Annotated in this window: 13 protein-coding genes and 1 pseudogene; 5 read left to right on the top strand and 9 right to left on the bottom strand. The window is 72.1% G+C overall.

The features are described from left to right. Nucleotides 1-24 precede the first annotated feature (24 nt). The 3 genes from IE305_RS30300 to IE305_RS30290 are packed head-to-tail and all read right to left on the bottom strand — an operon-like array spanning nucleotide 25 to nucleotide 2,737. Nucleotides 25-624 carry a hydrogenase maturation protease gene (locus IE305_RS30300; protein WP_190133023.1) on the bottom strand — a complete coding sequence of 200 codons (600 nt, stop codon included), beginning with the start codon at nucleotides 622-624 and terminating at the stop codon, nucleotides 25-27. Continuing rightward, nucleotides 621-2,342, bottom strand: coding sequence for an enoyl-CoA hydratase-related protein (locus IE305_RS30295; protein WP_190133022.1), 1,722 nt, complete (start codon nucleotides 2,340-2,342; stop codon nucleotides 621-623). Before IE305_RS30295 ends, IE305_RS30300 begins: the two co-directional genes overlap by 4 nt. Before the next feature lie 26 nt (nucleotides 2,343-2,368). Continuing rightward, nucleotides 2,369-2,737 carry a low affinity iron permease family protein gene (locus IE305_RS30290; RefSeq protein WP_190133021.1) on the bottom strand — a complete coding sequence of 123 codons (369 nt, stop codon included), beginning with the start codon at nucleotides 2,735-2,737 and terminating at the stop codon, nucleotides 2,369-2,371. Nucleotides 2,738-2,820: 83 nt separating this feature from the next. Here IE305_RS30290 and IE305_RS30285 point away from each other — a divergent pair, with 83 nt between their 5' ends. Further along, on the top strand, nucleotides 2,821-3,171 hold the full coding sequence (locus IE305_RS30285) for a phage holin family protein (RefSeq protein ID WP_190133020.1): 351 nt from the start codon (nucleotides 2,821-2,823) through the stop codon (nucleotides 3,169-3,171). Between the two features lie 18 nt (nucleotides 3,172-3,189). After that, nucleotides 3,190-3,609, top strand: a pseudogene (locus IE305_RS30280) (GNAT family N-acetyltransferase); the annotation flags it as partial. Nucleotides 3,610-3,760: 151 nt separating this feature from the next. On the opposite strand, the gene IE305_RS30275 reads toward IE305_RS30280, so the two are convergent. Then, nucleotides 3,761-5,134 carry a tetratricopeptide repeat protein gene (locus IE305_RS30275; protein ID WP_190133019.1) on the bottom strand — a complete coding sequence of 458 codons (1,374 nt, stop codon included), beginning with the start codon at nucleotides 5,132-5,134 and terminating at the stop codon, nucleotides 3,761-3,763. Nucleotides 5,135-5,344: 210 nt separating this feature from the next. On the opposite strand from IE305_RS30275, the gene IE305_RS30270 reads away from it, so the two are divergent. After that, nucleotides 5,345-6,733, top strand: a complete 1,389-nt coding sequence (locus IE305_RS30270) for a phosphatase PAP2 family protein (RefSeq protein WP_190133018.1) — start codon at nucleotides 5,345-5,347, stop codon at nucleotides 6,731-6,733. A gap of 121 nt (nucleotides 6,734-6,854) precedes the next feature. Beyond that, nucleotides 6,855-7,409 (top strand): phosphatase PAP2 family protein, encoded by a 555-nt coding sequence (locus tag IE305_RS30265; protein WP_190133017.1) that lies wholly within the window; start codon nucleotides 6,855-6,857, stop codon nucleotides 7,407-7,409. An 18-nt stretch (nucleotides 7,410-7,427) separates the two neighbouring features. Here IE305_RS30265 and IE305_RS30260 read toward each other — a convergent pair whose 3' ends face one another. Both IE305_RS30260 and IE305_RS30255 read right to left on the bottom strand, forming a co-directional pair. After that, nucleotides 7,428-7,979 carry an HAD domain-containing protein gene (locus IE305_RS30260; RefSeq protein ID WP_190133016.1) on the bottom strand — a complete coding sequence of 184 codons (552 nt, stop codon included), beginning with the start codon at nucleotides 7,977-7,979 and terminating at the stop codon, nucleotides 7,428-7,430. 107 nt (nucleotides 7,980-8,086) lie between these two features. Continuing rightward, nucleotides 8,087-8,233 carry a hypothetical protein gene (locus IE305_RS30255; protein WP_190133015.1) on the bottom strand — a complete coding sequence of 49 codons (147 nt, stop codon included), beginning with the start codon at nucleotides 8,231-8,233 and terminating at the stop codon, nucleotides 8,087-8,089. A 285-nt stretch (nucleotides 8,234-8,518) separates the two neighbouring features. On the opposite strand from IE305_RS30255, the gene IE305_RS30250 reads away from it, so the two are divergent. Next, nucleotides 8,519-10,321: an APC family permease gene (locus tag IE305_RS30250; protein ID WP_190133014.1), complete on the top strand. Its 1,803-nt coding sequence runs from the start codon at nucleotides 8,519-8,521 to the stop codon at nucleotides 10,319-10,321. Here the strand turns inward: IE305_RS30250 and IE305_RS30245 are convergent. The 3 genes from IE305_RS30245 to IE305_RS30235 are packed head-to-tail and all read right to left on the bottom strand — an operon-like array spanning nucleotide 10,296 to nucleotide 13,298. Continuing rightward, nucleotides 10,296-11,969, bottom strand: a complete 1,674-nt coding sequence (locus IE305_RS30245; protein ID WP_190133013.1) for a hypothetical protein — start codon at nucleotides 11,967-11,969, stop codon at nucleotides 10,296-10,298. The two genes, IE305_RS30250 and IE305_RS30245, sit on opposite strands and share 26 nt — an antisense overlap. Continuing rightward, nucleotides 11,966-12,994 carry a hypothetical protein gene (locus IE305_RS30240; RefSeq protein WP_190133012.1) on the bottom strand — a complete coding sequence of 343 codons (1,029 nt, stop codon included), beginning with the start codon at nucleotides 12,992-12,994 and terminating at the stop codon, nucleotides 11,966-11,968. The genes IE305_RS30245 and IE305_RS30240 overlap by 4 nt, the downstream gene beginning before the upstream one ends. A gap of 1 nt (nucleotide 12,995) precedes the next feature. Further along, complete coding sequence (locus IE305_RS30235; RefSeq protein WP_190133011.1) at nucleotides 12,996-13,298, bottom strand: hypothetical protein; 303 nt, start codon at nucleotides 13,296-13,298, stop codon at nucleotides 12,996-12,998. Nucleotides 13,299-13,321 lie beyond the last annotated feature (23 nt).

Below are 13,321 nucleotides of genomic sequence, written 5' to 3'. Positions count from 1 at the left end.
GTGGGGGGCGGACGGGAGTGCGACTCATCGATCGTGAGCGGCTTCCTGGGCCGGGTGGGGTCCACGCGGCGGGAGCGGGGCTTCTTTTTCCTCCGCCCGGCCGAGCGGGCCGGGCGTCGGCGCGGCCCGCGGGTCGGCCAGCAGCGTGGGGACGAGCTGGTGGAGGAGGTCCACGGCCGGCTCGACGGCGTCGCGCACGGGTGCGCTGAGGCCCACGCTGATGTCGTCGCCGGCGCCGAGGCGTACGAGGGGCTCGCAGCCCAGGACGACGACGCGCGGGAGCGGGGTGTCCGCCAGGTGCCGGGCGAGGGCCAGCACCTTGACGGGGTCCATGGCGTGGGCCTCGGGGGCGGCGGTGGCGCACGCGTCGAGGTCGGGTTCGACGACGTACAGGCTGCCGGGCGGCCCGCCGCGGGGCGCGGCGTCGACGAGGATCGCGACGTCGTACCCGTCCAGGAGCCGGTAGGCCAGGTCCATGCCACGGATGCCGAAGTCCGTCACATCCACGGACGGCGGGAGGGGGCGCGCGGCGAGGGCGCGGATCACCTCGGGGCCGAAGGCGTCGTCGGCGAGGAAGACGTTGCCGATGCCGGCGACGAGGAGACGGGGGGTGCGGGCCGTCATGGGCGTCGGGTGGCACGGAGGGCCCGGGGGGCGGTGAGGGGCCGGGGCGGGCCGCCGGCCTCCTTCCGCACGAAGGCGGAGCGCAGCGCGTGGTAGGGGGCGTGCGGGTCGAAGAAGATGCGGTGCATCTCGGCCAGTTCGGCTCGGCGGTGGTCGTCGAGGGGGCGGTCCGCCTCGTGCCGGGCGCGGCGGGCCTGCTTGGCGGTGACGGCACGGTCGAGGTCGGGCGACCGGGCGAGTTGTGCGGCGAGCCGTTCCGTTTCGGCGGCGAAGTCCTGCGGGGAGGCGGTGACGAGCCGGTCGGCCAGGCCGAGGCGGACGGCGGTGGCCGCGCTCACCGGCAGGGCCTCGGTCATGAGCCGCTCGGTGGTGGCGGGGCCGGCGCGGTGCGGCAGGGTGTACGTCCAGAACTCCGACCCGTACAGCCCCATGCGCCGGTAGTGCGGATTGAGCACCGCTCCGGCGCGGCACCACACCTGGTCGGCGGCGAGGGCGAGCATGACGCCGCCGGCCGCGGCGTTGCCGGCGAGGGCGGCGACGACGAGCCGGTCGGTGGTGCGCAGCACGGCCTCGACCAGGTCGTCCATGGCGTTGAGGTTCGCCCAGGACTCGGCCGCCGGGTCGGTGGCGGCCTCGATGACGTTGAGGTGGATGCCGTTGGAGAAGAAGTCGCGGGCACCGCCGAGGACGAGGACGCGGGTGGGGCGGGTCAGGGCGTGGCGGTAGGCGTCGAGCAGACGGCGGCACTGGTCGGTGCTCATGGCGCCGCCGGGGAAGGAGAAGCGGAGGAAGCCCACGTCGTGGTCCTGGCGGTAGTGGATGTCGCTCCACGTGCGCCGGCCGGCGGCGAGCTCCGGTGCCACCGGTGCTTCGGGGACGCCGGCGAGCCGGCGGGGGCCGAGGACGTGCGTGGCGGGCAGCCGGAAGGTGGGCGGGCCGCCGGGGCGGCGCCGGGCCCGCAGCTCGGGGATCCACACGGCACCGTCGCGGGTGGCGCGGCAGACCGCGCCGGTGCGGGTGGCGAGGAGCTCGCCCGGGGAGCCGCGGAGCCGGTCCTCGGGGTGGCCGCCGTGGAGGAAGACCTCCGCGCCGCACAGTTCGTCCAGGACGCCGGGCCGCGAGTCGGCGGCGCGCAGCTTCCGCAGCACGGTCGCGGTCGTGTCGGTGTCCCAGTCGATCCGCCGCTGCTCCTGGCGGACCGCGGGCCGCCACGTGACGTCGGCGTCCGGGTCGTCGTCCTGCGGCCGCGGCTCGTACGTGCCGCCGGCGTACCGCTCGACGGCCAGCAGCACCGCGGCCACCGCCGCGTCCGCCACCTCGTTCCGGTACAGGTCGCTCTTCCCGGCCGGCACCACGTCGAAGGGGACGCTCGCCCAGACGGGCCCGGCGTCCATGTCCTCCTCGGCCTGGAGGACGGTCACGCCCCAGCGGGTGGCGCCGCCGGCGATCGCCCAGTCGAGGGACGACGGGCCGCGGTCCCCCGGTGGTCCGGGGTGGACGACGAGGCAGGTGTGCTCGGCCCACACGTCCTTGGGCAGGGCGGTCCGCAGTATCGGCGCGACGACCAGATCGGGCCGGACATCACGAACAGCCCGCCGGACCTCGTCGTCACCGTGCGCGGCGAGCACGACCTCCACACGGTGCCGCCGGTCGGACAGCTCGGCGTACACCCGCTGGGTGAGGCTGTTGAAGGCGCTGGCGACGAGGAGGATCTCCATGGGGGCATCCCTCCCCCGGCGCGGTCTCAGGTCTCCTCCTCCATCCGGATGGAGTCGCGCAGGTTGTCGAAGGCCCGGCCTTCGTGCCCCTCGTTCATCTCCAGCAGGGCGGCCGCGATCGCGTCGAGCTTGCGCTGGATGGCGTGCTCGGCGCGCAGCTCCGAATTCTTGAGGAGGGCGAGGAGCAGGAGGGTCACGGCGGTCATGGATTCGCCGGTGAGGAGCAGCCATTCGAGTGACAGCTGCGCCGCGTGGGCGCTGATGAACGCGGCGACCAGCAGGAGGCAGACAAAAAAGAAGACGGGGGAACTCGTGAAATGGGAGGCGTATTCCGCGAATTGCTCGAACTTTCCCCGGCGGGCGCCGCCCCGGTGGGCCGGGTTCTGAATGCTCATGGATTCAGCATGCTGCCGCTGTTTCACCGGGAGCATCCGGGGCACTCGGGAGGCGAGGTGCCGGCGAACGGAGGACGGACACGATGACCGGTGAACCGGGCGGCGCGGCGGAACGGCTCCGCCGGGACGTGACCGCGGTGGTCCAGGAGGACCTCGGCCAGGCGAAGGCGGAAGTCCTCGCCACGATCCGCCGCGCGGGCCTGGCCTCGGCGGCCCTCGCCGCGAGCGGCGTCTGCGCCACCCTGGCCCTCGCCTCGGCCCACCAGGCCCTCCTCCGCACCGTCGAACGCTTCCTCCCCCGCCACCACGCCGCCTGCGCCCTGACGGCCACCTACGCCACGGCAGCCGCAACCCTGGCCTGCTACGCCCGCTCCCACGCCCGAGCCGCGGGCCACTCCTCCCGCGAGGCCCTGGACGCGCTGGCGGAGGAGTGAGGCTGCGCCCCGGCCGGAATGCGCGAGCGGCCGCGCCGGCAGGTCCCGTACCGTGCCGGAATGGTGAAGGTGACCGTGCGAGCGATGACGGAAGCCGACGTTGCGGCGGTGTCGGCCGTACGCGTGGGCGGCTGGAAGGCGGCGTACGCCGGGATTCTGCCGCAGTCGTATCTCGACCGCATGACGGTCGAAGCGGATGCGCGACAGCGTCGGCAGTACTTCGCGCAGTCGGCGACGGCGATGTCCAACCTGGTGGCGATCGACGCCCGAGGAGCCGTCGTGGGGTGGGCCTGCCTCGGGCCGTGGCGCGGCAGCGCGACACCGGGCACGACGGCGGCTGAGCTCTACGCCCTGTACGTACGGCCCACCCTCATCGGGTCCGGAATCGGCCGCACGCTGCTCGACACCGTGCACGCGCACGCTCTCGGCAACGGCTTCGACCTGATGCTGCTGTGGGTCCTCAGCGGCAACACGGCGGCACGCCGCTTCTACGAACGCGCCGCTACGCCGCCGACGGCGCCGTCCAGGCCGACGACTACGACGGGGTCTCCGTACCGGAAGTCCGCTATCGGCGCGCCCTCCGGGCCACCTAGAAGGGCGGCTCCGTCGAGTACCCGTGCTCGCCCGCAGGGGCGGGCTCGGGCTTCGGTGTGGCGGCTCGTTGCTCGGCCGCCGTGGGGTGGACGGCGATCGCCTCGGCCGCCCGGCCCTGCCGGATCAGGACCTCGCACAGTTCCGTACGTGCCTCGATCGTGCCGAGGGCCCGCAGTGCGGTGGCGGCGGCGTCGAGGTGACCGGCCGTGGCGAGGAGGCCGGCCTTGACGATACGGGGGTCGGTCCAGGGGCGCGGGTCGGCTTCGGCCAGGGCGATCGCCTCGTCGACGCGCCCCAGGCCGGCAAGTGCCCACGCCCGCCAGACGTGCTGGAACTCCTCGTGGTCGTGGTGGGGCCGGACACGGGGATGTTCCAGCAGGTGGAGCAGGTCCTCGGGCCGGTCGGCCAGCGCGTGCACGAGGGGTGCCAGGAGGTTGGAGCAGTCGTACCCGCCGAAGCCGGGTTCGGCCACGGCGATCGCGTCGTCCAGCCGGCCGTCCCACAGCAAGGCGGAGGAGAGCCAGGCCCGGTGCCCCGTCCAGTCGTCGGCGGCGATGGCCTCGCGCATCACGGCCTCGGCCTCCTCACCGCGCCCGTGGTCGCGCAGCGCATCGGCGTAGACATCCAGGACGGTGTGCGCATTCTGCCCGGCCAGCTCGCGCAGGTCGTCGAGCCGGCCGTGACGCGCCAGGAGCCGGGCGTAGGCGGTGAGGGTGTTCTGCGTGAGGTAGCGGTGCCCCGCTATGTCCTGACCGAGGACCCGGATCGCCTCGTCGGCACGACCCGCGCGCTCCAGCACCTGGGCCTGGAGCTCCTGCGCGTTGTGGAAGGGGTGGTCCCACCGGTTCTCGGCCCGGGCGTGCCGCGCGCTGTCGGCGTGCGGGGCGATCAGCTCCAGCACCCGCTCGTCACGGTCCCGGCCCTCGGTGATCTGCACCAGGACGGACAGGGTCCACCATCCGTCGATGTGGGGAACGAGCAGACCGACGGCCTCGTCGACGCGTCCTGCCCGCGCGAGCAGCGCGGCGAGATCATGGCACTCGGCCTTCGAGGCCCCACCCGCGTCGTCCGGACGTACCAGATCCAGCGCTTCCCGCGGCCGCCCCGCCCGGAGCAGGATGTCGGCCTTCGCCGACAAGGCAGTCCGCCACCCGGTCGCGACGAACGGCTCCATGACCTTCAGCGCCCGCCCGAACTCCCCCGCCCGGCACAGCTCCTCCACCGCGCCCTTCGCGCAGAACCACTCGCCACGTTCCGCCGCCGCCCGGATCACCAGCTCCAGGTGGCCCCGCTCCAGCAGGAGGCCCACCCTTCCCGGTGGGAGACCGCCGAGATTGCTCGCCTGCCAGGCCAGATCATCCATGTGCATGGACGGGAGCGTAGGAGCACCCACCGACACCCGCACCGCACGAGCCCGGCGCACTGTTCGGGTGAACGACGGAGCCGCTTCCTTTGAAGCGTGCCCCCTACGGATACAACAACGACGTCGTCCCGACCCTGCCGCCGGAGCCGGCGTGCACCCACGTCGACACATTCGGCACTCTTCTACTCGACACCCACCAAATCGGTCACGTGATCGATGCCTATAGTATGGCGGGTGCTTTCGCGAATAAACTGCAGAATTGAGTCGGCCGCGTGGCGTCGGCCACGGGCGATCCTGTGGGCCGCGGCAGGCGTGGCGGCCCTCGTACTGCTCGTCGCCCTGGAGATCGCCGCGCGCCGCTACGCCGGTGTGCCCGGTCCGGTGACCACCCAGGTGCGAGAGGTGATATTCGCGCCCAAGCCGGGCCCACTCTACGGCGGCCTGGCGTTGACCATGGTGGTGCTCACCTGGCGGGAACGGTTCATCGCGGCCGGCGCCGCGATCGGCATCGACCTCGTCTTCGTCCTCGTCCGCTGGGCCGTCGACGCCGAGGTGCCGGAGGGCCACGAGTTCGGCAACGGCGCGTTGTGGGTGATGCTCGGCTGCGCGGTCATCGCCCTCACGCGCCGTACCGGCGAGGAACGGGCCCTCCTGCTGAAGGGCGTCGGGCTGGGCCTGCTGCTCGTGGCCGGCCGCAAGACCGGCGACACCTGGCTGCTCGTCACGGCGAAGACGCGCCCCGACGTGCTCGACCCGTACCTGGCCACCGCCGACCACGCCCTGGGCAATCCGTCATGGGCGATGGGCCGGCTCCTCGAGGCCAGTGGCCCGGTCGTCACCCACCTCCTCGACGTGGTCTACGCGCAGCTCGCGGTGGCCGCGGTCGCCGTCGCGCTGTACCAGCTGCGCAAGGTGGCGACCGAGCGCCGCTTCCCGCGCCACCACCTGGTGCGCACCTTCCTCGTGATCGGCCTCCTCGGCCCGGCCATCTACATGATCTTCCCGGTGGTCGGCCCGGTCTTCGCCTACGGTCCGGGCGCGTCCGGCACGGGCGGCGTGCAGTGGTCGGTGGCCAACCTGTGGCCGCACACGCCCGTGCCGGTCCACATCCCGCACCCGGTGCCGTACGACGACCTCACCCCGCGCAACTGCATGCCCAGCCTGCACACGGCCTGGGCCACCGCCATCTTCGTCCACTCCCGCAAGGGCCCCCGGCTGCTGCGGTTCGCGGGGGCGTTCTGGCTGGTGGCCACGCTCAGCGCGACGCTGGGATTCGGCTACCACTACGGCGTGGACCTCGTCGCCGGCGTGGTGTTCGCGCTCACGATCGAGGCCGCTCTGCGCGCCTACGACCGCGGCTGGGACAAGCGGGGAATCCTGCTGGTCGCCCACGGCGCGACGGTCTTCACCGCGCTCCTGTTCTCGTACCGGTTCCTGCCGCTGGAGATGGCCGAGCACCCGTGGGTCTCGGGCCCCCTCCTCGTCCTGGCCATGTGCTCCGTGATCTACGGCTACGTACGGACCACCCGCCAGTGGGAAGCGAACACCCCGAAGCCCGTACCGGCACCCCGCCCGGAACCGGAGCGCCGGCCCGAACTCGTGTGAACGCCCACGGCCCGCGAAGGCGACCGGACCGGCGGGCCCGGCGGGTCCGGCCGGACCGGCCGGTCCGAGAGGGGCGCGGCTGCGGAGCATCGGGCCGGGCCGGCGGGGCACCAGTGGGACCATGGGAACCGTGGACGACCTGCACGAGGCCGAGAGACACCTCACCCGCCGGGTGGCCTCCTGCCGCCACCCCCTCGTCCGGTGGGGCCGGCCGGTGGTCGGAGAGGCCGCCGAACACACGAAGCTGTGGTGGGCCGTCGCGCTGGCGCTCGCCGCCGCGGGCGGAACGCGGGGCAGGAGGGCCGCCACGGCCGGGCTGACGGCCATGGGACTGGCGGAGCTGCTCTCCAACGCCGTGATCAAACCGCTCTGGCGGCGGCGCCGGCCGCCCAGGGAGCTCATCCCGCACGACGGCGTCGACGGCCGCCCCGACAGCCCCTCCTTCCCCTCCGGCCACACCGCAGCCGCTGCCGCCTTCACGACGGCGGTCGCCCTCACGTGGCCCCGCGCGGGCGCGCTCTGCGCCGTCCCGGCCGCGCTGGTGGCCGCCGAGCGGGTACACAGCGGCGCGCACTACCCCAGCGACGTGGCCGCAGGAGCAGCCGTCGGAGCCGCCGCCGCGTACACCGCACGCCGCCTCCCCCGGCTGTCGCGGTACGTCAGGCAGAGAAGGTGAGCCGTCGGGCGCGCCCCGTCAGAGCACACCGCTGACGCCGGGCGCGCCGTGCGGGACGTCCAGGGAGCGGGCGAAGCCGGTGAGCGTGCGGAAGTCGTCCTCGCGCAGACCGATGCGCGGATTGACATGGTGGAGAAGCCCCGGCCCCGGGTGGTGCGCGCTCACGTACGCCTGGTCGAGAGCGCTCTGCTCGTCGTCCACCCAGACGAAAGGACGACCGTTGGCGTACTCCACGAGCGGGCCGGTCTTCCAGTGGACCCCGTCGGGGCGTTCCCGGAAAAGGGCGTCACCGAAATTAACAAAGGGGAGTTCGGGAAGGCCGAGGACCGGGGCGATCCACCGGTTGGCGGCATCCATCCATGTGGTGGCCCAGCACAGCTCGTAGTCGAGCCGCAGCAGGGCCCGGCCGTGCTCCGGGTTGAGCCAGAGCCGGTGCGGCCGACGCCGGGCCGGGAGCCCGTCGCCCTGGGGCACCCTGAGCGTGGTCCAGCCGTCGGGGCACCTCTCCGGCTCGGCCGCATAGGGGTTGAGCGGCCCGTCCACATCGAGGAACAGCAGTGGCCGGTTCATGTTCTCGTTCTCCCCCTTGCTCTACGCCGAACGACACGGTAGCCGGTCGATCACCTTCGGCTCACCCTTGCCCCCGGGCTGCGATGGCTGCCCAGCGCAGGAACCGGTCACTGCAACCAGCTGTGGAGCACGGAAACCACCGTCAGCCCCACTGACAGCGCGGCTCCGGCGGCCGGGTGAAGAAATGCCACATACACGCCGCCGGCTCCGGCCAGCAGGAGCACGGCGGTACGGGTGTCGAGCCGACGGTTCACACAGGGCTCCCGGTCGTCCGGAGACGAGCAACTTTCCACCCCGCGATCGTACCGACGTTCGAATTTCGATCGTGGTACGCCACGCCCACACCGGCCAATGCATGAGGCCCGGCGCGACAACCGCGCTGCACAGGAGGGCGCCGCGCTGCCCCGGCGCGAGGCGCACTCCTGGCGCTCGGTGTTCACCTTCTGCGCCGGGTGGTGAAGGTGGATGAGCGCCGTACGTCACCGAGCGCGGCGCTAGCCTGTCGCTACCCAGGCGCGACGGAGTGAGTGCGGGGCGAGGTGTATGACTCTTCCGAGAGCCCGGACAGCGACGGGCAGCCGGTGGTGACCGCCCGGGGGGACGAGGCACGGCGGCTGTCGGTCTTCGACCTGATCGGGCTGGCGGCCGGCGGCATGATCGGCTCCGGCTGGTTGTTCGCCGCCCTCTACGGCCGCAAGCTCGACTACACCTCCCTGTGGATCTGGGTGGCGGACGGCGCGTTGATGCTGGTGCTGGCCGTGGTCATGGTCGAGTTGGGCACGGCCCGGCCGAAGACCGGCGGGTTGATCTTCCTTCCTCTGCAGAGCAGTGGACCGCTGGTGGCCATCATCATGGCCGCCGGCTTATGGATCTTCTATGTGACCGACGGCGTCAGCCAGGCCTTCGCGATGACAAAGGCCCTGTCCCTCTCGTCCCCGGGGCTCTGGACCGACGGCCCGCAGCCGGAGATCACCAGGTGGGGCCTGGTGTGCGCGACAGCTCTCCTCGCGGTGTTCGCCGCAGTGAACCTGCTTCCGCCGCGGCTCTTCGTCACAGTCGTCCTCGGACTGACCGTGTGGAAGGTGCTCGTCTCCTTCCTGGTCGTCGCCGCGCTGTTCACGACCGGCCACCACGGCGCAGTGCTGCCGGCAGATCTGCAGGAGCACTGCAGGCAGTCGCCCCAGGACCAGCAGGACCAAGCCGACCTGCACATGCTGGTGAGCTCCAGCGTGCTCTTCTCGTACGTCGGATTCCAGCTGCCCCTGGACTTCGCCGGGCACGTCAAGCAGAAGGACAAGGAGGCGGGGAAGGACAAGGGCATCGGCGAAGCGACCCGCTTGCGCAGGGCGGTGTACGGCAGCCTGGCCGGCGCGTTCGTGCTGTACGTCGCCGCCCAGCTCGCCCTGCTGCACCATTCCGAGCTGGGCACGTGCTCGCCGAAGGACCCGAGGACCATCATGGCGGTCGCGAAGGTGACGGGCGTGATGACGTATCCCTTCCTGATCGACGCGTTGGTGGCCCCGCTCGCCACAGGGCTGGTCTTCGCCCATGCGCTCACCCGCGAGGTCGCCGCCCTCAGCGCGGCCCACCTCACGCACCGCAACCTGCGGACCATCCGTGGCACGTTCATCAAGGTGCGAGGCCGCTCGCACGAGGTGTACTGGAAGGTCCTGCTGGTCAACTTCGCCGTCGGAGCCGTGATCGTGACTGCCATTCACGGGTCCTGGGAGAAGGTCTCCGCCATGAACGGCACTCTGATGCTGGTCGTCTACGCCATGCCCGGCGTCGTCCTGGTGGCGCTCAGTCCGGAGTGCTCGCGGCGCCGCAGGATCGTCCGCGGCATTCTGGCGCGCGTCGGCTTCCTGTCCATCGCGCTGGTCCTGTTCTGGGTGCAGCGGGACAGCCTCTGGTACGGGATGGCGGCCCTGCTGGCGGGCTGTGTCCTGCTCCTGGGGCTGCCCGCCCTGGCCCGCTCGGGCCTGCCGGTCCTCGGGCGGGGGGCCTACGACGCCCAGAGCCACCTGGCGCTGCTGCGACAGTGGCGCACGAACCCGGCTGCCGGCGCGGGGGTGCTCCTGCTGGCCTATCTGGCCGCGCTGACGCTTCTGCGCTTACTCCCCGACGGGTGGTTGTGGCAATCGCGGCCGGCAGCACGCCTGGTCGTTCTGGTGCTGGCAGCCGTGGTGTTCGAGGGGCTCGTGAGGCTGTCCGGACGCCACATCCGGGGGCCCGGGAACACCACCGCGGGGCCGCCCCCGGCGCCGGCTCCCGCGCCGGTGCCGGCCCCGGCCCCGGCACCGGACGGGACCGACGTGGTCACCCCGCCCCCTCCGCTTCCGTGACGAATCCGGCCTCGGACAGCCGCTGGAGCGCACTGTCGCGCAGGTGGGCATCGAACCAGCGGCCCACCGTCGCCGACAACAGGGACGCCACCCACTCGGGCGGCTTCGCCCCGCCGCCACGCAGGCGCCCGACGACCTTGGGGGCATCCTCGGGCGCGATCCGGTGTTCGCTCTCCAGACAACGTTCCAGGAGGTTCATGGCGTCGTCGGTCAGCTCCAGCCGGCACAGCCGCTCGGCGATGTCGGCGACCAGCGTGACCCACACGGCGTGAGCATGGCCGGAGTGGGAGGAGTGGCCGGAGCGGGAGGAGTCGGCGAGTTCCTTGAGGGTCGTGGCGATCGTACGGGTGTCCTGTGCCTCGCGCAGCGCCTTGATGTAGTCGACGAGCGTGCGGCTCGCCGCGTCGTCCTGGCGCAGGGCGCGGGCGGTGAGTTGCGCAGCGATGTTCTGTGCCGCACGCCAGCGGTCCCCGCGCCGCTCGATGCGGTGCAGCAGGGTCGCGAGGTCGGCCCCGGAGCGGCCGTCGACGTGTTCCGCGGCGACGAGCCGGAGCATGCGGTTGCACTCCGGATCGGCGCGGATGTTGCGCAGCACGTGGTCGAGGTCTGCGAGGTCGCTGAGCGACCGGGGGCCGCCCTGCGGTGCGGCGCGCATCGCCACGATGTCTCTCAGCAGGTCCCGGGTGGTCCTCGCCAGGCTTTCCGCGCCGCGCCAGGCGATGATGACGTCCGCCAGCTCCTGGACGTCGTGACGGGACGCGGCATGCAGGCGGACCTGTGCGCACTTGTCCGGAGCGGTCCTGCACAGCTGACTGCACAGTTCGACGAGGTCGTGGCGCCGCCAGTGACGGCCGATGTGCTCGACGAGGGCGTCCCGGCCCGGTGGCCGGCCGACGGTGAGGCGTACGACGCGGCCGATCGTGTAGGGCACACGCTGGGGGAAGCGCAGCTCCTTGTCGATCCACTCCTCGAGGATCCGCTCGGACGGGCTGAGCTCGTGCAGCGCCCCCACCAGGTCGTCCAAGGCGTCCGCGTCGTCCACAGCGTTGGTGGCGTCCAGGTCGCCGAGGCCCTTCAGCGTCCGGCCGAGCAGCTCGACGGCCTCCTCAGCACAGCCCTCGTCGCGCAACGCGATGTAGAGCAGGGCCTTGTCAAGGCTTCTCCGCCCGGAGCGGGGCTCGGTGAAAGCGCCGAGCGTCTTGGCCACCAGCGGGGCTTTGTCGGCCTTACGGCATTCCCGGACGAACGCCGCGACGTCCGGGACGGTCCGCTGGCGGGCGATGTCGCGAATGATGTCGTCGGTCTTCGGTGTCCTGTCGCCGTGCTTCGACTCCGCCCGCCACTGGCGGATCGTGAGCTCGGCGGCCTCCGGCACGCTGCGGCACAGCGCGGCGGTGGCCAGGACACTGACGGCGTCGCGGTAGCTGAAGTCCTTCCGCGCGGCCTCGATCAGATCGGCGGTGGGACGCATGACCGCGAAGGCGTGCAGAGCCCTGATGGCGGTGGCCGGCCGGGGCGGCTCGCCGGGGTCGGTGTCGATGCCGGGCTGCTCGCCCTCCCGGAGGGCCTGCACCCTCCGTACGAACTCGCCGATCTCGCACGCCGTCACCCAGGAGTAACCGTGATCCGGCCGGTCGCCGTGGCTCATGCACGCAGGGCCCGTTCCGCCTTGTTCCAATAACGGGCGAAGTCATGGGAGCGGAACAAGGCGGACGCCCGCTCTTCGAGGTGCTGCGCGATCGCTGCGGCGCCCTCACGTGAGGAGGTGCGCAGCAGGGCGACCACTTCGCCGGTCTTGCGAGGGTCCTGCAGGAGTTCTTCCAGGTCGCAGCCGTTCCCTCGCAAAAGGGCCGCCACCCACTCCTTGGCCGAGACCGGACTCCCGGGGTGCGGTTCGCGCAGGGCGGCATCCATGCGGTTGGTGAACAGCGCGCGGCTCTCCCGGGCATCGTTGAGCAGCATCCGCGGCTTGTCGTGGTCGAACCGGCAACGGCGCATTTCACTCACGACGGCGTCACGGAGCAGCCCCAGGGTGATGTGGGGGCGATAGTCCGTCGTCCCGCGCTGGAGGACGTCCAGCAAATGCCCGCTGAAGGGCGTGCACTTCGCCAGTTCGCCGGGAAGTTCGGTGCAGCCGAGCGGCCAGGCCCTGATGTTGTCGTCCTTCAGTGCGGTCAGCACACACGTGCCCTGGCCGGCGTCGTCGAACACCCCCGGAAGGGTGTCGAGCCCGTTCCCCAGGTGCGGCAGCATGTTGGAGTAGCAGCAGTCGGCGATCAGGACCTTCAGGTCCGCCCTGCACAGGCGCATCGCCCGGTACAGATACCAGCTCGACAGCCACGTCCACGGCTTGCCGTCGTACGACGACCCGACGGAGAAGTGCACCTCGGCGCCCGGCACGTCGCCCCAGTAGGCGCCGTGTCCGACGTAGACGACCAGGAAGACGTCGCCCGCCCCGGTCCTGCCCGCCTCTTCCTCCAGCGCCGCCATCACGCCGTCGGCGGTGTCCACCTCCTCCTTGGTCAGCACGCGGCAGCGGTCCTCGCCCCACATGGGGTTGTCGGCCAGGACCTTGCCGTACTGGGCCGCGCTGATGCCGATCTCCTCGTACCGGGGGACGCCCGCGTCGTCGGCGTACTCCCATGGGCCGATCACCACGGCGCGGGAGGCCATCTCAACCGCCCGCGCCGTCGAGCTCGGTCTCGTCGACGGGCGAGACGTCGACGTGTGTCTGCAGCGGGCCGAGCCTCTCCCCGCGCCAGCGGTCGACCCGCTCCCTCGCGACCCGGACCACGTACTCCAACGACGCCTCGGCGCTCTTGGCGATCAGGGCCTCCAGCAGGATCTCCGCGATTCCGCCGGTCAGCGCGGGGCCGTGTTCGACCTCCTGCCAACGCCACGTCACGTTCGTGACCCGCTCGAGCTCCCGGAGCATCCGACCGGGATCGTCCAGGCCCAGCTGACCCTTGACGGTCACGCACACCCTCGTCGCCAACGCCG

The organism is Streptomyces mashuensis, assembly GCF_014654785.1.
In the GTDB taxonomy this organism is placed as follows: domain Bacteria; phylum Actinomycetota; class Actinomycetes; order Streptomycetales; family Streptomycetaceae; genus Streptomyces; species Streptomyces mashuensis.
Note: the sequence above shows the minus strand (reverse complement) of the source record. Positions and strands in the feature narration are given on the sequence as shown.